Genomic DNA, 17,872 nt, shown 5'->3' with positions numbered 1-17,872 from the left:
GCTTTCCTTTACTTTATAAAAACGGGCAGCCGTACGAGGTACTGCCCGGTGCACTGGCCCTCTTCTTCAGGGCCGATTCGAATTATCGCTTGTCGAGACCGGCCGGCGGCCAGCTCTCGAGCTTCATGCCAAGGGTCAGGCCGCGCGAGGCGAGCACTTCCTTGATTTCGTTGAGCGACTTGCGACCCAGGTTCGGGGTCTTGAGCAGCTCGTTCTCGGTGCGCTGGATCAGGTCACCGATGTAGTAGATGTTCTCGGCCTTCAGGCAGTTGGCCGAACGCACCGTGAGTTCGAGCTCGTCGACCGGGCGCAGCAGGATCGGGTCGAACTGCTGTGCGCTGCGCGGTGCCGGTGCATCGAATGCAGCGAGTTCGCCGCCTTCGAGCTGGGCGAACACCGCCAGCTGCTCGACCAGGATCTTGGCCGAGGCGCGCACTGCGTCTTCGGCCGTGATCGCGCCGTTGGTCTCGATCTCGACCAGGAGCTTGTCGAGGTCGGTGCGCTGCTCGACGCGGGCGCTCTCGACCGTGTAGCTCACGCGCTTGACCGGCGAGAACGAAGCGTCAAGCACGATCCGGCCGATCGACTTGGTCGGCTCGTCGGCGTAGCGGCGCATCGTGCCGGGCACGTAGCCACGGCCCTTCTCGACCTTGATCTGCATGTCGAGCTTGCCGCCTTGCGACAGGTGGGCGATGACATGGTCGGGATTGATGATCTCGACGTCGTGCGGGGTCTGGATGTCCGACGCCAGAACCGGGCCTTCGCCGTCCTTGCGCAGGCTCAGCGTGACTTCATCGCGGTTGTGGAGCTTGAACACCACGCCCTTGAGGTTCAGCAGGATGTTGACGACGTCTTCCTGCACGCCGTCGATCGACGAGTATTCGTGCAGCACGCCGGCGATCGTGACTTCGGTGGCCGAGTAGCCGACCATCGACGACAGCAGGACGCGGCGCAGCGCATTGCCGAGCGTGTGGCCGTAGCCGCGCTCGAAGGGCTCGAGCGTGACCTTGGCCTTGTTGGGCGCGAGTTGCTCGACCTGGATGGTCTTGGGTTTCAGCAGGGTGGTTTGCATGCAGACTTCCTCTCAATACCCCCGGCTCGTTACACCGGTAAGGCTGGTGAAGCGCCCGGCGGGAGCGCATCCCGGCGGGAACAAAAAAATTCAAGTGCGAGCCGCGCTGCGGCTCGCTGTCCGCTCAACGCGAATACAGTTCGACGATCAGCGATTCGTTGATGTCGGCAGCGAACTCGTCGCGATCGGGCACCTTCTTGAAGGTGCCTTCGCCCTTGTCGGCGTTGACTTCGACCCAGGCCGGAATACCGACCTGTTGCGCCAGCTGCAGTGCCTCGGCAATGCGGGTCTGCTTCTTCGACTTGTCGCGCACGGCGATCACGTCGCCGGTCTTGACCAGGTACGACGGGATGTTGACCGACTTGCCGTTCACCGTGATCGCCTTGTGCGACACCAGCTGGCGTGCTTCGGCGCGCGTGGAGCCGAAGCCCATGCGATAGACCACGTTGTCCAGGCGCGATTCGAGGATGAACAGCAGGTTGGCGCCGGTGTTGCCACGGCGGCGATCGGCTTCCTCGAAGTAGCGGCGGAACTGCTTCTCGAGCACGCCGTACATGCGCTTGACCTTCTGCTTTTCACGCAGTTGCAGGCCGAAGTCGGAGGTGCGCTGACCCGAGGTGCGGCCATGCTGGCCGGGCTTGGAGTCGAACTTGGCCTTGTCCTGGATCGAGCGGCGGGCGCTCTTGAGGAACAGGTCGGTGCCTTCGCGGCGGGAGAGTTTGGCCTTGGGGCCGAGGTAGCGTGCCACTTGATCTTCCTTCTATGTCATCTGCCGCAGGGTTGCTGCGGGAGCCATCAGCGGCGTGCCGATGGCGGTGGGCTTGTTGAAAAACGAAAAATGCGCAGCCGCCGTGAAGCGGGCTGCGCCGGGCGGCATTGCCTCAGATGCGACGACGCTTCTGCGGGCGGCAGCCGTTGTGCGGCACGGGCGTCACGTCGGCAATGGAATTGATCCGGATGCCGAGCGCAGCCAGGGCGCGCACCGACGATTCGCGACCGGGGCCCGGGCCCTTGATCTCGACGTCGAGGTTCTTGATGCCTTGCTCGACCGCAGCGCGGCCGGCGACTTCGGAAGCGACCTGCGCAGCGAACGGCGTCGACTTTCGCGAGCCCTTGAAGCCCTGACCACCCGACGATGCCCACGACAGGGCGTTGCCCTGGCGATCGGTGATCGTGATGATCGTGTTGTTGAACGACGCGTGCACGTGCGCGATGCCGTCCGCAACGTTCTTGCGGACCTTCTTGCGAACGCGTTGTGCCGCGTTATTGGCAGGAGCTTTGGCCATGGGGGTCTATCCTTATTTCTTCAGGGACTGCGCAGCCTTGCGCGGACCCTTGCGAGTGCGGGCGTTGGTGCGCGTACGCTGGCCGCGCATCGGCAGGCCGCGACGGTGACGGAAGCCGCGATAGCAGCCGATGTCCATCAAGCGCTTGATGTTCATCGTCGTTTCGCGACGCAGGTCACCTTCGATGGTGAAGAGAGCGATCTGGTCGCGGATCTTCTCGAGATCGGCGTCGGTCAGATCCTTGATCTTCTTCGCATAGTCGATGCCGCTCGCTTCGCAAATCTTGCGTGCGCGGGTGCGTCCGATACCGAAAATGGCGGTCAGGCCGATTTCAGCGTGCTTGTGCGGCGGAATGTTGATGCCAGCAATACGTGCCATGTGCGTCCTCTAAATCTCTAACAATCAACCCTGGCGCTGCTTGTGGCGCGGGTCGGTACAGATCACACGCACCACACCCTTGCGGCGGATGATCTTGCAATTACGGCAAATGGTTTTGACCGAAGCCGAAACTCTCATTTCATTTCTCCTAAAACTCTGTTCAACCCGGCGGGACCATGCCCTCTCGCCTTACGAAGTCTTGAAATTGGCCTTCTTCAGCAGCGACTCGTACTGCTGGGACATCATGTAGTTCTGCACCTGGGCCATGAAGTCCATCGTGACGACCACGATGATCAGCAGGGAGGTACCACCGAAGTAGAACGGCACGTTGTACTTCAGGATCAGGAACTCGGGCAGCAGGCAGACGAAGGTGATGTACACCGCGCCGGCCAACGTCAGGCGAACCAGGATCTTGTCGATATAACGAGCAGTCTGGTCACCCGGGCGGATGCCCGGAATGAACGCACCGCTCTTCTTCAGGTTGTCGGCGGTTTCGCGGCTGTTGAACACCAGCGCCGTGTAGAAGAAGCAGAAGAACACGATCGCGGTGGCGTACAGCAGCACGTAGATCGGTTGTCCCGGCTGCAGCGCGCTCGCGATGTCCCGGATCCAGCGCATGCCGTCGCCCGTGCTGAACCAGCCGACCACCGTCGCCGGCAGCAGGATGATCGACGAGGCGAAGATCGGCGGGATCACGCCAGCCATGTTCAGCTTGAGCGGCAGGTGCGACGACTGACCGCCGTAGACCTTGTTGCCGACCTGTCGCCGCGCATAGTTGACCAGGATCTTGCGTTGACCGCGTTCCACGAACACCACGAAGTAGGTGACCAGCACCACGACCGCGATGATGAAGAGCGCCACGATCGGGTTCATCGCGCCGGTGGTGACCAGCGAAGCCAGGCCGCCGATGGCGCTCGGCAGACCGGCCGCGATACCCGCGAAGATCAGGATCGAGATGCCGTTGCCCAGACCGCGCTCGGTGATCTGCTCGCCGAGCCACATCAGGAACATCGAACCGGCCGTGAGGCTGATCATGGCCGTGATGCGGAAGCCGAAGCCCGGCGCAATCACGAGGCCTGCCGACGATTCCAGCGCCACCGAGATGCTGAAGGACTGGAACAGGGCCAGGCCCAGCGTGCCGTAGCGCGTGTACTGCGTGATCTTGCGCCGGCCGGCCTCGCCTTCCTTCTTCAATTGCTCGAAGGTCGGCACCACGTAGGTCATCAGTTGCATGATGATCGACGCGGAGATGTACGGCATGATGCCCAACGCGAACACGGTGAAGCGCGACAGCGCACCGCCCGAGAACATGTTGAACAGGCTCAGGATACCGCCCTGCTGCCCCTGGAACAGTTGCGCCAGCTGGTCCGGGTTGATGCCCGGCACCGGGATATGAGCCCCGATGCGATAGACCACGAGCGCGAGCAGCAGAAAGACGAGCCGGCGACGGAGGTCACCGAACTTGCCAGTCTTTGCGAGCGTTGCCGCGTTGGTTGCCACGAAGAAGTACTTTCAGTCCGTGCTGTGTTCAGGCGATGCTGCCGCCGGCAGCTTCGATCGCGGCCTTGGCGCCGGCGGTCGCGCCGATGCCCGTCAGCTTGACGGCCTTGGTCAGTTCGCCGGTCTTGATGACCTTGACGACCTTGGCGATCTGGCCCACGAGGCCCGCTTGCTTGAGCGCCAGCAGGTCGACTTCGGCCAGGCCGAGCTGCTCGAGGGCAGTCAGCGTGACTTCGGCGTTGTACTTGAGCAGCTGCGACTTGAAGCCGCGCTTCGGCAGGCGACGCTGCAAAGGCATCTGACCGCCTTCGAAGCCCACCTTGTGGAAACCGCCCGCACGCGACTTCTGACCCTTGTGACCGCGACCTGCGGTCTTGCCGATGCCCGAGCCGATGCCGCGACCGACACGGCGCTTTGCATGCTTGGCGCCGTCGGCCGGCTTGATGCCATTGAGTTCCATATGCGTCTCTCTCGGTGCCGGTTAGAGCACTTTGACCAGATAACTGATCTTGTTGATCATGCCGCGCACTGCGGGCGTGTCCTGCAGCTCGCTCACGCTGTTGAGCTTGCGCAGGCCCAGGCCGCGCACGGTGGCGCGATGCGATTCCTTGGTGCCGATCGGGCTCTTGACCAATTGCACCTTGACGGTTTGTTGTTGCGTCGTCATGTTGCTGCTCCGGTTCAGGCGAAGAGCTCTTCGACCGTCAGTCCGCGCTTGGCAGCGACTTCGGACGCGGTGGTCGAGTTCTTCAGGCCGTCCAGGGTGGCGCGGACCATGTTGTAGGGGTTCGACGAACCATGGCTCTTGGCCACGATGTCGGTGATGCCCATGACTTCGAAGACGGCGCGCATCGGGCCGCCGGCGATGATGCCGGTACCCTTGGGAGCGGGGATCATGACGACCGAAGCGGCGCCATGGTGACCCGTCACGCGGTGATGCAGCGTGCCGTTCTTGATCGAAATCTTGGCCAGGTTGCGACGGGCTTCTTCCATCGCCTTCTGCACGGCGGCGGGCACTTCCTTGGACTTGCCCTTGCCCATGCCGACGCGGCCGTCGCCGTCACCCACCACGGTGAGTGCTGCGAAACCGAGGATACGACCACCCTTCACCACCTTGGTGACGCGGTTGATCGCGATCATCTTCTCGCGCAGACCGTCCTCGGGGCCTTCGTTCTGCGTTCTTGCCTGAATCTTTGCCATTTTGATTTCTCGTGTCCGGTTAGAACTGCAGGCCGGCTTCGCGGGCGGCCTCGGCCAGCGCCTTGACGCGGCCGTGGTAGGCGAAACCTGCGCGGTCGAAGGCGACCTTCTCGACGCCGGCAGCCTTCGCCTTCTCAGCGATGCGCTTGCCGATGGCGGTGGCCGCAGCAGCGGTGGCGCCCTTGCCCGAAGCGCCCAGCGCGGTGCGCATTTCGGCTTCGGCGGTCGATGCGGTTGCAATCACCTTGGAGCCGTCGTCGGAGATGACGGTGGCGTAGATGTGCAGGTTGGTGCGGTTCACCGTCAGGCGAGCCACACCCTGCGTCGCGATGCGAATGCGGGTCTGGCGCGAGCGGCGAAGGCGCTGTGCTTTCTTGGTCAACATCATTTTGCTGCCCCTTATTTCTTCTTGGTCTCTTTGATCGTGATCTTCTCGTCCGAATAACGGATGCCCTTGCCCTTGTAGGGCTCAGGCGGACGAACGGCACGGATCTCAGCGGCGATTTGACCAACGCGCTGGCGGTCAGCACCCTTGATCACGATTTCGGTCGGGGTCGCGGTGGCCACCGTGATGCCCTGGGGCATGTCGATGTTGACCGGGTGCGAATAGCCGACCTGCAGGTTCAACTTGTTGTTGGACGCTGCGGCCTTGTAGCCGACGCCGACCAGGTTGAGCTTCTTCTCGAAGCCCTTGGTCACGCCAACCACCATGTTGTTGACCAGCTGGCGGATCGTGCCGCTCATCGCATTCGCTTCACGCGAATCGTTGGCGGGCTCGAAGCTCAGTTTGCCGTCATTGCTGACGACGTTGACCAGCGCGTTGCGCGGCAGGCTGAGCGAACCGCCCGTGCCCTTGACGCTGATCTGGTCTTCCTTGATCGACACATCCACGCCTGCGGGGATGGCGACCGGCATTTTTCCTACTCGGGACATTTCAGTGACTCCTCGATGTCTCGGTTAGGCGACGTAGCACAGGACTTCGCCACCGACACCGGTAGCGCGCGCCTTGCGGTCGGTCATCACGCCCTGGGGGGTCGTGACGATGGCGACGCCGAGGCCGTTCTGGACTTGCGGAATGGCTTGCGAGGCCTTGTAGACGCGCAGGCCGGGGCGGCTCACGCGTTCGATGCGCTCGATGACCGGACGGCCAGCGTAGTACTTCAGCGTGATGACGAGTTCGGACTTGCCGTCTTCGGTCTTGACCTGGAAGCCGTCGATATAGCCTTCGTCCTTGAGGACCTGCGAGATCGCGATCTTCACCTTGGAAGACGGGACCGACACAGTGGGCTTCGCCACCATCTGCGCGTTACGGATACGCGTCAGCAGGTCGGCAATGGGATCACTCATGCTCATGTTGTTTGCTCCTGCTTACCAGCTGGCCTTGGTGACACCGGGGATGTCGCCAGCGAAAGCCAGTTCACGGATCTTGGCGCGGCCCAGACCGAATTGACGGAAGGTGCCACGCGGACGACCGGTGATTTCGCAACGGTTGCGCTGGCGCGTGGGGTTCGCGTTGCGCGGCAGCTTTTGCAGGCCCAGGCGGGCGGCTGCGCGCTCTTCGTCGCTCTTCTTGGCGTCGTTGGCGATCGCCTTGAGTTCGGCGTGCTTGGCGGCGTACTTGGCGACCAGGTTGTCGCGCTTGAGTTCGCGTTGGATCAGAGATGCTTTAGCCACAGGTCGCCTCAGTTCTTGAACGGGAAACGGAAGCCGGCGAGGAGCGCCTTGGCCTCTTCATCGGTCTTTGCCGTCGTCGTGATGCTGATGTTGAGACCGCGCAGGGCATCGACCTTGTCGTATTCGATCTCGGGGAAAATGATCTGCTCTTTGACGCCGATGTTGTAGTTGCCGCGGCCGTCGAAGGCGCGACCCGAGATACCGCGGAAGTCACGCACGCGCGGCAGGGCCACGGTGACGAAACGATCGAGGAACTCGTACATGTGGACGCCACGCAGCGTGACCATGCAGCCGATCGGTTGCATTTCGCGGATCTTGAAACCGGCGATGGCCTTCTTCGACTTGGTGATCACGGGCTTCTGGCCGGCGATCTTGGTCAGGTCGGCAACGGCGTTGTCGAGGACCTTCTTGTCGGCGACGGCTTCACCCACGCCCATGTTGAGCGTGATCTTGGTGAGGCGCGGGACCTGCATCGGCGAGGTGTAGCCGAACTTCTCGGCCAGGTCCTTCGCGATCTTTTCGCGGTAGTGTTGTTGGAGACGTGCCATGTGAGTGCTCCTTAGGCCAGCTTGATTTCGTCGCCGCTGGACTTGAAGACGCGCACGCGCTTGCCGTCCGTGACCTTGATGCCCACGCGATCGGCCTTGCCGGTCGCGGCATTGAAGATCGCCACGTTGGATTGATGGATCGGCATGGTCTTCTCGACGATGCCACCGGTCGTGCCCTTGAGGGGGTTCGGCTTGGTGTGCTTCTTGACGATGTTCACGCCGTCGACGATCAGGTGCGAATCGTCCTTGCGCAGCGACACAGTGCCGCGCTTGCCCTTGTCGCGGCCGGCCAACACGATGACCTGGTCGCCTTTGCGAATCTTGTTCATGACGTTGTTGTCCTTACAGAACTTCAGGTGCCAGCGACACGATCTTCATGAACTTCTCGGTGCGCAGTTCGCGCGTGACCGGTCCGAAGATGCGGGTGCCGATCGGCTCCAGCTTGGCGTTGAGCAACACGGCGGCATTGCCGTCGAACTTGACGAGCGAACCGTCGGCGCGACGGATGCCCTTGGCGGTGCGAACCACCACTGCGCTGTAGATCTCGCCCTTCTTGACGCGACCGCGCGGCGCAGCTTCCTTGATGCTGACCTTGATGACGTCGCCCACGCTGGCATAACGCCGCTTGGAGCCGCCGAGCACCTTGATACACAGGACGGATTTCGCGCCCGTGTTGTCGGCCACATCGAGCCGGGATTCAGTTTGGATCATTGCGTGATATTCCCAACTTGTACCGTTTGCCTCATCCGAAATGGAAAAGACGCTGCGGTCAGTCTTGGGCCCGTCGTCCACGCACCGAAACCATTTCGATGCGCTTCCGCTGGGCAGAAACGTATTCGCTTTTGAAGCGAAGCCCGCGATTGTTGCATAGTCTGCGAAACGCGTCAACACCCCCACCTCGCCGGATTGCCGAGCCCGTAGACTTCCTAGGGAAGGCAGCCCTTCGCATCTCCTTCCTTCCTTCCTTCGTTCCTTCCATCTGCTTTCGCGCCGTGTTCTTCCCGCCGCCATCGCTGTCCCGACGTCGCCGCCTGCTGGCAGCGGGCGCAGCGCTGGCGCTGGGCGGTCTGACCGCCTGCCGGAGCGCAGCGCCGCCGCCCGCATCGACAACCGGTCCGCAGCGCCTGCGCCTGCTGGCCGAGTCGCGCTGGCCGCACCGGCTGCCGATCGACGCCACGGCCGCCGGCGGCCTCTCGGCTATCGACTACGACCCCGCGCGACGTGAGTACCTGCTCTTGAGCGATGACCGATCGGACCTGGCCCCGGCGCGTTTCTACGGCGCGCGCTGGCCAGCTCCGGCCGATGGTTCGGCGCCCGAGCCGCTCGGCGTCACCCTGCTGCGACAGGCCGACGGCGCGCCGTGGCCGTCGCGCCGCATGGCCCGCCCTGGCATACCGGTGGTCGACCCCGAGGCACTGCGCTGGCGCGCCGAGACCGGCACCCTGCTCTGGACCAGCGAAGGCGACCTGGCGCGCGGCTTCGGTCCGGCCCTGTACGAATCACGGCCCGATGGCAGCCTGGTACGGCAGATCGCCCTGCCCGCGATGTTCGAACCCGATCCGGGCGCGGGGCGCGGACCGCGGGACAACCTTGCGCTGGAAGGCCTGGCATTGACGCCCGATGGCCGCCATGCTTGGCTCGCGATGGAAAACGCGCTGCTGCAGGACGGGCCGGAGCCGACCCTGCGCGCCGCCGGCGGGCCGTGCCGCCTCACGCGCATCGACTTGTCGAACGGCCGCGCGGTGGCACAGATTGCCTACGTGCCGGACCCGATTCCGCGCGCACCGCTGATTCCGGGCACCTACGCCGACAACGGCGTGAGCGAGGTGCTGATGATCGACGCCACGCGCATGCTGGTGCTCGAACGCGCCTACGCCGCCGGGGTCGGCAATTCGCTGCGCCTCTACGAGATCGACACCCGAGACGCCAGCGACACGCTGGCCCTCGACCGGTTGACGCCGGACAATCACCGGTCGGCCGCCAAGACGCTGGTGGCCGACTTCGCGACGCTCGGCCTGCCGCGCCTCGACAACACCGAGGGCCTCTGCTGGGGCCCCGACCTGCCCGGCGGCCGGCGCATGCTGGTGGCCGTGAGCGACGACAATTTCAATCCGCTGCAGATCACGCAGTTCGCAGCCTTCGAATTCACGGACAAGTCATGAACATCGCAGTCACCTTCCTGCCGCGCCAGGACCCGACCCCGCTGCCTCCCATCGCCTTCATCGGCGGTGGCAACATGGCCAGCGCCATCATCGGCGGGCTCATCCGACAGGACACGCCGGCCGGCACCTTCGAGGTGGTGGAGCCCCACGCCGAGGCCCGCGAGCGGCTCGCGCATGAATTCGGCATCAAGGCCCAGGCCGAGGCCGGGCCCGCCCTCGCGCGTTGCGAGGTCGTGGTCTGGGCGGTCAAGCCGCAGAGCTTCGCCGAAGCCGCGAAGCCCGTGCGCGGCCTGGCGCCCGATGCGCTGCACCTGAGCGTGGCCGCGGGCATCCCCTCCGACAGCATCGCTCGCTGGCTCGGCAGCGAGCGCGTGGTGCGCGCGATGCCCAACACGCCGGCGCTGATCGGCCAGGGCATGACCGGCCTGTTCGCGCGCGAAGCGGTCGACGGCGCAGGCCGCGCGCGCGTCGAGCAGGTGCTGGCGCCCACGGGCGAGCTGCTGTGGGTCGACGCCGAGCCCGCGCTCGACGCGGTGACCGCGATCTCGGGCTCGGGACCGGCCTACGTGTTCTATTTCATCGAGGCGATGACCGAGGCCGGCATCGCGCTGGGCCTGGCGCCCGAGCAGGCGCACCAGCTGGCGGTCGGCACCTTCTCGGGCGCCACCGCGCTGGCCGCCGGTGCCAGCGAGCCGCCCGCCGTGCTGCGCGAACGCGTGACCTCCAAGGGCGGCACCACCTACGCGGCGATCACGTCGATGGAGAACGACGACGTGGGCGCGAAGTTCAAGGCCGCGATCCGCGCCGCGCATGCGCGTGCGGGCGAACTGGCTCAGCAGTTCGGCCAGGCCTGAGCGGCCGGGCTCCCGGTCGGGGCCCGGGCCTCAGCGCAGCGCGTAGCCGAGCGCCACGCCTGCGAAGACCGCGAAGCCCAGCCAGTGGTTGAGCCTGAAGGCCTTGAAGCAGCCTTCGCGCGTGCGGTCGCGGATCAGCCGCCAATGCCAGGCGGCCTGCGCCGCCGCGATGGCGATGCCCGCGGCGAATGCCCATCCGAGCCCGCGCCCGGCGCCGATGCCGGCCCAGATCGCGAGGAACATCGCATAGCAGGCCATCACGATCGCGACGTCGAAGCGGCCGAAGGTGATGGCCGAGGTCTTCATGCCGATGCGCAGGTCGTCGTCGCGGTCGACCATCGCGTATTCGGTGTCGTAGGCCAGCACCCAGAAGAGGTTGCCCGCGAGCAGCCACCAGGCCAGCGCAGGCACGTCGGCGCGCACCGCCGCGAAGGCCATCGGAATGCCGAAGCTGAAGGCAATGCCGAGCACCGCCTGCGGCACCGAGACGTAGCGTTTCGCGAACGGATAGGCGAGCGTGATGGCAAGCGCGGCGAAGGACCAGAGCACCGTGACCCGGTTGGTGCTCAGCACCAGTCCGAAGGCGCACAGCGCGAGCACGGCGCCGAGCGCCAGTGCCTCCCGGACCGACACCGCGCCGCTCGTGACGGGCCGCTGCGCGGTGCGCTTGACGTGGCGGTCGAAGTCGCGGTCGGCGACGTCGTTGACGCAGCAGCCTGCACTGCGCATCAGGATCGTGCCGAGCACGAACACCACGATCAGGTGCCAGCCGGGCCAGCCATCGGCCGCGAACCACAGCGCGCCGAGGCTGGGCCACAGCAGCAGCAGCCACCCGGCCGGCCGGTTCCAGCGGATGAGGTCGAGATAGAGCGCAAGGCGCGAAGGCGCAACAGTCATGGGAGAGAAGGGAATCGCGAGGCCGGCGCATGCCAGGCCCGTTGGTGAGACACCGCGGAACCGGCTCTGCCGGGCCGCAGGTGTCGCCCCCGGCGAGGGGGTGGGCGGCTACACGCAGTGAGCCAACCTGGGGGAGAGCCTATTCCTCGAGCAGCGAACGCAGCATCCAGGCGGTCTGGTCGTGCACCGTGCAGCGTGCCGTGAGCATGTCGGCCGTGGGATCGTCGCCGGCTTCGGCAGCCACGGGGATGAATTCGCGCGCGATGCGCGAGACGGTCTCGTGGCCCTTGACCAGGATGCGCACCATCTCCATCGCCTTGGGCGGGTTCTGCGGCACGTCGGGCACGGTGGCGATCTTGCTGAACTCCGAATAGGAACCGGGCGCGTAGTGGCCCAGGGCGCGGATGCGCTCGGCGAGCACGTCGGTCGAGCCCCACAGCTCGGTGTACTGGTCCATGAACATCGCGTGCAGCGAGTTGAAGTGCGGACCGGTCACGTTCCAGTGGAAGTTGTGGGTCGTGAGGTACAGCGTGTAGGTGTCGGCCAGCACGCGGCTCAGGCCTTCGGCGATGGTCGCGCGATCCTGGCGGTCGATGCCGATGTTGATGATCGGCGCGTTGCGGCTGCCCGATTCCTCGGCGACCTTGACGCCGCCCTTCTTGGGCACCTTGCCGGCTGCGGAGGACGGCGTGACAGGCTTGGATTTCTTTGCGGCTTTGACCATGGAACGGTTCTTTCTTCAGGTGATGGACGATGAAATCTTGGCAGCCGCGGGACGGCTTCGCAACAGCCGCACTCTATCGCAGCCATGCGCGGCGTCTCGCGATCTGCCGCCACGCCGCCCGGCGCGAACTAGGACAGCCGCTTCACGCCCGGCAGCTCGCAGGCGTAGATCGCATTGCGCAGCGCCGCGATCGCCTCGTAGCGCGTGAAGCTGCGGCGCCAGGCCAGCACCACGCGCCGGGTCGGCGGCTCGCCGCCGTGGGCGTCGCGCACCGGCAGGTAGCGCACGATCTGCTCGGGCTCCTTGCGGCCCTTTGCACGCGCCTTGAGCGCCGCAGCCGGCACCGACAGCCGCGGCACCAGCGTCACGCCCATGCCCGAAGCCACCATGTGCTTGATGGTCTCGAGCGACGAGCCCTCGAAACTCTTGCGGATGCCCTCGGCATTGCTCGAGAAGCGCGCGAACTCGGGGCAGACCTCGAGCACGTGGTCGCGAAAGCAGTGGCCGGTGCCGAGCAGCAGCATGGTCTCCTGCCTGAGTTCGTCGGAGCTCACCGACTCGCGGTCGGCCAGCGGATGCCTGATGGGCAGGGCAGCCATGAAGGGCTCGTCGTAGAGCGCGGCCACCGCCAGGCCGGTGTCCGGAAAGGGCTCGGCCATGATGGCGCAGTCGATGTCGCCGGCACGCAGCATCTCGAGCAGCTTGGCCGTGAAGTTCTCCTGCAGCATGAGCGGCATCTGCGGCGTGCGCGCGATGATCTGGCGCACCAGGTCGGGCAGCAGGTAGGGGCCGATGGTGTAGATCACGCCGAGGTTCAGCGGCCCCGACAGCGGGTCCTTGCCGCGCTTGGCGATCTCCTTGATGCTGGCCGCCTGATCGAGCACGCTCTGCGCCTGCTGCACGATCTGCTCGCCGAGCGGCGTGACCGTGACCTCGCCGGCGCTGCGCTCGAACAGCTTGACCTCGAGCTCGTCCTCGAGCTTCTTGATCGCGACCGACAGCGTGGGCTGCGAGACATAGCAGGCTTCGGCCGCCTTGCCGAAATGCCGCTCGCGCGCCACTGCAACGATGTATTTGAGTTCGGTGAGGGTCATAGCTTTTGTCAATTATGCGCAGGAGCGCGGCAGCGCACCCGCAAGCCCGCGATCAGGCCTTCAGGTACTCGGCCTTGCTGCCGAGCCAGCGATCCACGTGCGCGGCGGCCAGCGCCGGATGGCGGTCGAGCATGCGCGGCGCCAGTTCGCGCGCCCAGCCGAGCAGCAGCACGTCGGTGGTGAGATCGGCGAAGCGCAGCAGCGGCGCGCCCGACTGGCGCGCGCCGAGGAACTCGCCGGGGCCGCGGATCTCGAGGTCGCGGCGCGCGATCTCGAAGCCATCGCCGGTCTCGGCCATCGCCTTGAGCCGGGCGCGCGCGGCCTCGCCGACCCTGCCTCCCTCGTTGGGCGCGTAGAGCAGCACGCAGGCCGAGGCGGCAGCGCCGCGGCCGACCCGCCCGCGCAGCTGGTGCAGCTGCGAGAGGCCGAAGCGCTCGGCATGCTCGATCACCATCAGCGAGGCGTTGGGCACGTCGACGCCGACCTCGATCACGGTGGTGCTGACCAGCACCTGCAGCCGGTTGGCCGTGAAGCTCTCCATCACGGCCTGCTTCTCGGCGGTCGGCATGCGCGAGTGCAGCAGGCCGACGCCGACGCCATTGCCGAGCGCCTCGGCCAGCTCGTCGCGCGTCGCGGTGGCGTTGCGCAGGTCGACCGCCTCGCTTTCCTCGATCAGCGGACAGACCCAGTACACCTGCCGGCCCTGCGCCAGCTGGGCCTGGATGCGGTCGATCACCTCGTCGCGCCGGTGCTCGGCCACCAGCCGCGTGACGATCGGCGTGCGGCCCGGCGGCAGCTCGTCGAGCGTCGAGACGTCGAGGTCGGCGTAATAGCTCATCGCGAGGGTGCGCGGGATCGGGGTGGCGCTCATCATGAGCAGGTGCGGCTCGAGGTCGCCCGCTGCCTTGCCGCGCAGCGCCAGCCGCTGCGCCACGCCGAAGCGATGCTGCTCGTCGATGATCGCGAGCGCGAGATTGCGAAAGCGCACCTTCTCGGAGATCACGGCATGGGTGCCGATCACGAGCGCGGCCTCGCCGCTCTCGACCGCGGCCGCCATGGTGTCGCGTTCCTTCTTCTTCTGGCTGCCGGTGAGCCAGGCCACGCGCAGCCCGCGCTCGGCCAGCAGCGGTGCCAGCCAGCCGACCAGCTTGCCGAAATGCTGGGCCGCGAGGATCTCCGTCGGTGCCATCAGCGCGCACTGGTGCCCGGCGTCGATGCAACGTGCGGCCGCCAGCGCCGCGACCACGGTCTTGCCGGAACCGACGTCGCCCTGCAGCAGCCGGTGCATCGGCAAGGCCCGCGCGAGGTCGCGGGCGATCTCGACACCCACGCGCTGCTGGGCCCCGGTCAGCGCGAAGGGCAGCACGGCCAGCAGTTCGCGGTGCAGCGAATCGCCCGAAGCGGCGGCGTCCAGCACCGGCGCGCGTTGCGCCGCGCGTGCGCGGCGCGCCTGCAGCTGCGACAGCTGCTGCGCCAGCAGCTCGTCGGCCTTGAGCCGCTGCCAGGCCGGATGGCTGTGGTCCTCGAGCGTGGCCATCGAGACGTCGGGCGCCGGATAGTGCAGGAAGTTCAGCGCCCGCCGCAGGTCCCAGGCGCCTGTCGGCGCAGCGTCAGCGGGCAGGGTCTCGTCGAGCACCGCGCGCGCGAGGCCCGCGCGAACCTCGCGCCGCAGCACCGGCTGGGCCAGCCCGGCGATGGTCGAGTAGACCGGCGTCAGCGCCTCGGGCAGCTGGGTGCCCGCTGCCTTCACGGTCGGATGCATCATCGTGCGCCCGATGAAGCCGCCGCGCAGCTCGCCGCGCACGCGCACGCGCACGCCGACCTCGAGCTGCTTCTGCTGCGAGGGATAGAAATTGAAGAAGCGCAGCTGGCAGGTGTCGCTGCCGTCGTCCACGTTCACGATCAGCTGGCGCCGCGGCCGGAACGCCACCTCGCTGGCAGTGACCACGGCCTCGATCTGCGCGGTCTCGCCGTCGCGCACGTCGGCCAGTCGCACGACCCGGGTCTCGTCCTCGTATCGCATCGGCAGGTAGAGCGCGAAGTCGATGTCGCGCAGCAGGCCGAGCTTGCGCAGCGCGCGCTGCACCGCGCTGAGCCCCACGCCCGGCGCCGGCGCGGCGGCGGGCTTTTCGGCAGGCGGGGACTTGGCGGCGGCAGGCATGGGACAATTCTGCCCGGCCCGAGGCCCTGCCCCGGCGCCATCCCCTTCTCCTTTTTCGTTTCCCATGCCTCCTTGGCACGGGCCCGTCCGGCCCTCAAGCACCATGCGCGTCTTCACGCTTTCCGATTTCGACTTCGACCTGCCGCCCGACCTGGTGGCCCAGCATCCGGCTGCCGAGCGCAGTGCATCGCGCCTGCTCGACGGCACAGGCGCCGCGCCGGTCGACCGCATCTTCAACCAGCTGCCTTCGCTGCTGCGCGCCGGCGACCTGCTGGTCTTCAACGACACGCGCGTGGTCAAGGCGCGCCTGTTCGGCGAGAAGCCCACGGGCGGCAAGCTCGAGCTGCTGGTCGAGCGCGTGCTGCAGGGCGCCGAGGTGGTGGCCCACATGAAGGTCAGCAAGAAGCCGCCGGTCGGCACCACGCTCGCGATGACGGGCGGCTTCAGCGCCACGCTGCTGGGCCGCTGGCCCGACGAGGACGGCGCGCTGTTCCGCTTCCGCTTCGACAGCCCGGCCGGCGAAGACCCCTACGCGCTGATGGCACGCTGCGGCCACGTGCCGCTGCCGCCCTACATCGCGCACGACGATTCGGCCGAGGACGAGAGCCGCTACCAGACCGTGTTCGCGCGCGTGCCGGGTGCGGTCGCGGCGCCGACCGCGGCACTGCATTTCGACGAGGCGCTGCTGGCCGCGCTCGATGCCCGCGGCGTGCAGCGCGCCAGCGTCACGCTGCACGTGGGCGCCGGCACCTTCCAGCCCGTGAAGACCGAGAACATCGCCGAGCACACGATGCACGCCGAGCGCTACGAGGTGCCGCCCGCCACGCAGCAGGCCATCGCCGAGTGCAAGGCGCGCGGCGGCCGCGTGGTGGCCGTGGGCACCACCACCGTGCGCACGCTCGAGTCGTGGGCCGCCTGCGGCGAGGCCGCCGGCGACACCCGCATCTTCATCACGCCGGGCTTCGCCTTCCGCCACGTCGACCTGCTGGTCACCAACTTCCACCTGCCCAAGAGCACGCTGATGATGCTCGTGAGCGCCTTCGCGGGCTACGAGCACGTGATGGCGCTCTACGCCCACGCGATCCGCGAGGGCTATCGCTTCTTCAGCTACGGCGACGCCATGCTGCTGGCCCGAACCCCCACCACACCATGCTGAACTTCGAACTCCTCGCCACCGATCCCGCGAGCCACGCGCGCCGCGGCACCCTGACCCTCAACCACGGCGTGGTGCAGACGCCGATCTTCATGCCCGTCGGCACCTACGGCACGGTCAAGGGCGTGATGCCGCGCAGCCTGCACGAGATGGGCGCGCAGATCATCCTGGGCAACACCTTCCACCTGTGGATGCGCCCCGGCCTCGACGTCATGGCGGCCTTCGGCGGCCTGCACCAGTTCGAGAAATGGGACAAGCCGATCCTCACCGACTCGGGTGGCTTCCAGGTCTGGTCGCTCGGCGCGATGCGCAAGATCAGCGAGGAAGGCGTGAAGTTCGCGTCGCCGGTGAACGGCGACAAGCTCTTCCTGACGCCGGAGGTCTCGATGCAGATCCAGACCATCCTCAACAGCGACATCGTGATGCAGTTCGACGAATGCACGCCCTACGACGTCGACGGCCACGTGACGACCGAGGCAGAGGCGCGCACCTCGATGGAACTGAGCCTGCGCTGGGCCCGGCGCTGCCAGGCCGAGTTCGCCAGGCTCGAGAACCCGAATGCGCTCTTCGGCATCGTCCAGGGTGGCATGTTCGAGAACCTGCGCGATGAATCGCTGGCCCAGCTGGTCGAGATGGACTTCCCGGGCTACGCGATCGGCGGCGTCAGCGTCGGCGAACCGAAGGACGAGATGCTGCGCATCATGGCCCACACGCCGCACCGGCTGCCGGCGAACAAGCCGCGCTACCTGATGGGCGTCGGCACGCCCGAGGACCTGGTCGAGGGCGTGGCCCAGGGCGTCGACATGTTCGACTGCGTGATGCCGACCCGCAACGCGCGCAACGGCACCCTCTTCTCGCGCTACGGCGACCTCAAGATGCGCAATGCGCGCCACAAGAGCGACCCGCAGCCGATCGACGTCAGCTGCACCTGCCACGCCTGCGCGGGCGCTTCGGGCGTGTCATGGGAAGCGGGCGGGCGCGACGGCTTCAGCCGCGCCTACCTGCACCACCTGGACCGCTGCGGCGAGATGCTCGGCCCGATGCTCACGACCGTGCACAACCTGCACTACTACCTGAACCTGATGCGCGAGATTCGCGAGGCGCTCGATGCCGGCCGCTTCGCCGAGTTCCGGCTGCGCTTCAAGGCCGAGAGGGCGAGAGGCATCTAG

General features: G+C 66.5%; 24 protein-coding genes. 4 read left to right on the top strand and 20 right to left on the bottom strand.

Annotated features, from left to right (window positions below; genetic code table 11):
• Nucleotides 1-82 precede the first annotated feature (82 nt).
• The 16 genes from QTH87_RS00890 to rplN all read right to left on the bottom strand — a co-directional run bounded on the left by QTH87_RS00890 (nucleotide 83) and on the right by rplN (nucleotide 8,369).
• Nucleotides 83-1,072 (bottom strand): DNA-directed RNA polymerase subunit alpha, encoded by a 990-nt coding sequence (locus QTH87_RS00890; protein WP_093059385.1) that lies wholly within the window; start codon nucleotides 1,070-1,072, stop codon nucleotides 83-85.
• A 124-nt stretch (nucleotides 1,073-1,196) separates the two neighbouring features.
• A complete protein-coding gene (rpsD, locus tag QTH87_RS00885; RefSeq protein ID WP_286606144.1) occupies nucleotides 1,197-1,820 on the bottom strand; it encodes a 30S ribosomal protein S4 in 624 nt (207 codons plus the stop codon).
• A 133-nt stretch (nucleotides 1,821-1,953) separates the two neighbouring features.
• The gene (gene rpsK, locus QTH87_RS00880) at nucleotides 1,954-2,358 is read right to left on the bottom strand and encodes a 30S ribosomal protein S11 (protein WP_009124825.1); all 405 of its coding nucleotides are present in this window, start codon (nucleotides 2,356-2,358) and stop codon (nucleotides 1,954-1,956) included.
• A 12-nt stretch (nucleotides 2,359-2,370) separates the two neighbouring features.
• Nucleotides 2,371-2,736, bottom strand: a complete 366-nt coding sequence (rpsM, locus tag QTH87_RS00875) for a 30S ribosomal protein S13 (protein ID WP_286371094.1) — start codon at nucleotides 2,734-2,736, stop codon at nucleotides 2,371-2,373.
• A gap of 24 nt (nucleotides 2,737-2,760) precedes the next feature.
• Nucleotides 2,761-2,874 (bottom strand): 50S ribosomal protein L36, encoded by a 114-nt coding sequence (rpmJ, locus tag QTH87_RS00870; RefSeq protein ID WP_038201958.1) that lies wholly within the window; start codon nucleotides 2,872-2,874, stop codon nucleotides 2,761-2,763.
• Between the two features lie 51 nt (nucleotides 2,875-2,925).
• Nucleotides 2,926-4,236, bottom strand: a complete 1,311-nt coding sequence (secY, locus tag QTH87_RS00865) for a preprotein translocase subunit SecY (protein WP_286606143.1) — start codon at nucleotides 4,234-4,236, stop codon at nucleotides 2,926-2,928.
• Between the two features lie 28 nt (nucleotides 4,237-4,264).
• Nucleotides 4,265-4,696 (bottom strand): 50S ribosomal protein L15, encoded by a 432-nt coding sequence (gene rplO, locus QTH87_RS00860; protein WP_286506519.1) that lies wholly within the window; start codon nucleotides 4,694-4,696, stop codon nucleotides 4,265-4,267.
• A 21-nt stretch (nucleotides 4,697-4,717) separates the two neighbouring features.
• On the bottom strand, nucleotides 4,718-4,903 hold the full coding sequence (rpmD, locus tag QTH87_RS00855; protein WP_286606142.1) for a 50S ribosomal protein L30: 186 nt from the start codon (nucleotides 4,901-4,903) through the stop codon (nucleotides 4,718-4,720).
• A 14-nt stretch (nucleotides 4,904-4,917) separates the two neighbouring features.
• Nucleotides 4,918-5,436, bottom strand: coding sequence for a 30S ribosomal protein S5 (gene rpsE, locus QTH87_RS00850; protein WP_028250822.1), 519 nt, complete (start codon nucleotides 5,434-5,436; stop codon nucleotides 4,918-4,920).
• A gap of 19 nt (nucleotides 5,437-5,455) precedes the next feature.
• Nucleotides 5,456-5,821 (bottom strand): 50S ribosomal protein L18, encoded by a 366-nt coding sequence (rplR, locus tag QTH87_RS00845; protein ID WP_286607988.1) that lies wholly within the window; start codon nucleotides 5,819-5,821, stop codon nucleotides 5,456-5,458.
• A 14-nt stretch (nucleotides 5,822-5,835) separates the two neighbouring features.
• Nucleotides 5,836-6,369: a 50S ribosomal protein L6 gene (rplF, locus tag QTH87_RS00840; RefSeq protein WP_286606141.1), complete on the bottom strand. Its 534-nt coding sequence runs from the start codon at nucleotides 6,367-6,369 to the stop codon at nucleotides 5,836-5,838.
• Between the two features lie 24 nt (nucleotides 6,370-6,393).
• Nucleotides 6,394-6,789, bottom strand: coding sequence for a 30S ribosomal protein S8 (gene rpsH / locus QTH87_RS00835; RefSeq protein ID WP_286606140.1), 396 nt, complete (start codon nucleotides 6,787-6,789; stop codon nucleotides 6,394-6,396).
• Between the two features lie 15 nt (nucleotides 6,790-6,804).
• Nucleotides 6,805-7,110 (bottom strand): 30S ribosomal protein S14, encoded by a 306-nt coding sequence (rpsN, locus tag QTH87_RS00830; RefSeq protein WP_286606139.1) that lies wholly within the window; start codon nucleotides 7,108-7,110, stop codon nucleotides 6,805-6,807.
• A gap of 8 nt (nucleotides 7,111-7,118) precedes the next feature.
• On the bottom strand, nucleotides 7,119-7,658 hold the full coding sequence (rplE, locus tag QTH87_RS00825; protein ID WP_286606138.1) for a 50S ribosomal protein L5: 540 nt from the start codon (nucleotides 7,656-7,658) through the stop codon (nucleotides 7,119-7,121).
• 11 nt (nucleotides 7,659-7,669) lie between these two features.
• Nucleotides 7,670-7,987: a 50S ribosomal protein L24 gene (gene rplX, locus QTH87_RS00820; RefSeq protein ID WP_286606137.1), complete on the bottom strand. Its 318-nt coding sequence runs from the start codon at nucleotides 7,985-7,987 to the stop codon at nucleotides 7,670-7,672.
• Nucleotides 7,988-8,000: 13 nt separating this feature from the next.
• A complete protein-coding gene (rplN, locus tag QTH87_RS00815; protein WP_068674584.1) occupies nucleotides 8,001-8,369 on the bottom strand; it encodes a 50S ribosomal protein L14 in 369 nt (122 codons plus the stop codon).
• Nucleotides 8,370-8,650: 281 nt separating this feature from the next.
• On the opposite strand from rplN, the gene QTH87_RS00810 reads away from it, so the two are divergent.
• Both QTH87_RS00810 and proC read left to right on the top strand, forming a co-directional pair.
• Nucleotides 8,651-9,820: an esterase-like activity of phytase family protein gene (locus tag QTH87_RS00810; RefSeq protein ID WP_286606136.1), complete on the top strand. Its 1,170-nt coding sequence runs from the start codon at nucleotides 8,651-8,653 to the stop codon at nucleotides 9,818-9,820.
• Nucleotides 9,817-10,674 (top strand): pyrroline-5-carboxylate reductase, encoded by an 858-nt coding sequence (gene proC, locus QTH87_RS00805; RefSeq protein ID WP_286606135.1) that lies wholly within the window; start codon nucleotides 9,817-9,819, stop codon nucleotides 10,672-10,674. Before QTH87_RS00810 ends, proC begins: the two co-directional genes overlap by 4 nt.
• A 30-nt stretch (nucleotides 10,675-10,704) precedes the next feature.
• On the opposite strand, the gene ubiA is transcribed toward proC, so the two are convergent.
• The 4 genes from ubiA to recG all read right to left on the bottom strand — a co-directional run bounded on the left by ubiA (nucleotide 10,705) and on the right by recG (nucleotide 15,550).
• On the bottom strand, nucleotides 10,705-11,571 hold the full coding sequence (gene ubiA / locus QTH87_RS00800; protein WP_286606134.1) for a 4-hydroxybenzoate octaprenyltransferase: 867 nt from the start codon (nucleotides 11,569-11,571) through the stop codon (nucleotides 10,705-10,707).
• A 139-nt stretch (nucleotides 11,572-11,710) separates the two neighbouring features.
• Nucleotides 11,711-12,295, bottom strand: coding sequence for a Dps family protein (locus QTH87_RS00795; RefSeq protein WP_286606133.1), 585 nt, complete (start codon nucleotides 12,293-12,295; stop codon nucleotides 11,711-11,713).
• 128 nt (nucleotides 12,296-12,423) lie between these two features.
• Nucleotides 12,424-13,389, bottom strand: a complete 966-nt coding sequence (locus QTH87_RS00790) for a LysR substrate-binding domain-containing protein (protein ID WP_286606132.1) — start codon at nucleotides 13,387-13,389, stop codon at nucleotides 12,424-12,426.
• Nucleotides 13,390-13,441: 52 nt separating this feature from the next.
• Nucleotides 13,442-15,550 (bottom strand): ATP-dependent DNA helicase RecG, encoded by a 2,109-nt coding sequence (recG, locus tag QTH87_RS00785; protein WP_286606131.1) that lies wholly within the window; start codon nucleotides 15,548-15,550, stop codon nucleotides 13,442-13,444.
• A gap of 103 nt (nucleotides 15,551-15,653) precedes the next feature.
• Between recG and queA the strand changes: the two genes are divergently transcribed.
• Together queA and tgt are read left to right on the top strand one after the other, a co-directional pair.
• On the top strand, nucleotides 15,654-16,706 hold the full coding sequence (gene queA, locus QTH87_RS00780) for a tRNA preQ1(34) S-adenosylmethionine ribosyltransferase-isomerase QueA (protein WP_286606130.1): 1,053 nt from the start codon (nucleotides 15,654-15,656) through the stop codon (nucleotides 16,704-16,706).
• On the top strand, nucleotides 16,700-17,872 hold the full coding sequence (tgt, locus tag QTH87_RS00775; RefSeq protein WP_286606129.1) for a tRNA guanosine(34) transglycosylase Tgt: 1,173 nt from the start codon (nucleotides 16,700-16,702) through the stop codon (nucleotides 17,870-17,872). The genes queA and tgt overlap by 7 nt, the downstream gene beginning before the upstream one ends.

Source organism: Variovorax jilinensis (assembly GCF_030316885.1).
Classification (GTDB): Bacteria; Pseudomonadota; Gammaproteobacteria; order Burkholderiales; family Burkholderiaceae_C; genus Variovorax; species Variovorax jilinensis.
This window is presented reverse-complemented; position numbering and strand designations above follow the sequence as displayed.

Coding starts and splice junctions, on each gene's coding strand:
- rplN (WP_068674584.1), bottom strand. CDS start 8,369: ATGATCCAAACTGAATCCCGGCTCGATGTGGCCGACAACACGGGCGCG.
- rpmD (WP_286606142.1), bottom strand. CDS start 4,903: ATGACGACGCAACAACAAACCGTCAAGGTGCAATTGGTCAAGAGCCCG.
- rpsK (WP_009124825.1), bottom strand. CDS start 2,358: ATGGCCAAAGCTCCTGCCAATAACGCGGCACAACGCGTTCGCAAGAAG.
- ubiA (WP_286606134.1), bottom strand. CDS start 11,571: ATGACTGTTGCGCCTTCGCGCCTTGCGCTCTATCTCGACCTCATCCGC.
- rplR (WP_286607988.1), bottom strand. CDS start 5,821: ATGTTGACCAAGAAAGCACAGCGCCTTCGCCGCTCGCGCCAGACCCGC.
- queA (WP_286606130.1), top strand. CDS start 15,654: ATGCGCGTCTTCACGCTTTCCGATTTCGACTTCGACCTGCCGCCCGAC.
- rplO (WP_286506519.1), bottom strand. CDS start 4,696: ATGGAACTCAATGGCATCAAGCCGGCCGACGGCGCCAAGCATGCAAAG.
- rplE (WP_286606138.1), bottom strand. CDS start 7,658: ATGGCACGTCTCCAACAACACTACCGCGAAAAGATCGCGAAGGACCTG.
- rpsE (WP_028250822.1), bottom strand. CDS start 5,436: ATGGCAAAGATTCAGGCAAGAACGCAGAACGAAGGCCCCGAGGACGGT.
- rplX (WP_286606137.1), bottom strand. CDS start 7,987: ATGAACAAGATTCGCAAAGGCGACCAGGTCATCGTGTTGGCCGGCCGC.
- rpsM (WP_286371094.1), bottom strand. CDS start 2,736: ATGGCACGTATTGCTGGCATCAACATTCCGCCGCACAAGCACGCTGAA.
- QTH87_RS00790 (WP_286606132.1), bottom strand. CDS start 13,389: ATGACCCTCACCGAACTCAAATACATCGTTGCAGTGGCGCGCGAGCGG.
- recG (WP_286606131.1), bottom strand. CDS start 15,550: ATGCCTGCCGCCGCCAAGTCCCCGCCTGCCGAAAAGCCCGCCGCCGCG.
- QTH87_RS00795 (WP_286606133.1), bottom strand. CDS start 12,295: ATGGTCAAAGCCGCAAAGAAATCCAAGCCTGTCACGCCGTCCTCCGCA.
- QTH87_RS00890 (WP_093059385.1), bottom strand. CDS start 1,072: ATGCAAACCACCCTGCTGAAACCCAAGACCATCCAGGTCGAGCAACTC.
- rpmJ (WP_038201958.1), bottom strand. CDS start 2,874: ATGAGAGTTTCGGCTTCGGTCAAAACCATTTGCCGTAATTGCAAGATC.
- rpsH (WP_286606140.1), bottom strand. CDS start 6,789: ATGAGCATGAGTGATCCCATTGCCGACCTGCTGACGCGTATCCGTAAC.
- tgt (WP_286606129.1), top strand. CDS start 16,700: ATGCTGAACTTCGAACTCCTCGCCACCGATCCCGCGAGCCACGCGCGC.
- rplF (WP_286606141.1), bottom strand. CDS start 6,369: ATGTCCCGAGTAGGAAAAATGCCGGTCGCCATCCCCGCAGGCGTGGAT.
- proC (WP_286606135.1), top strand. CDS start 9,817: ATGAACATCGCAGTCACCTTCCTGCCGCGCCAGGACCCGACCCCGCTG.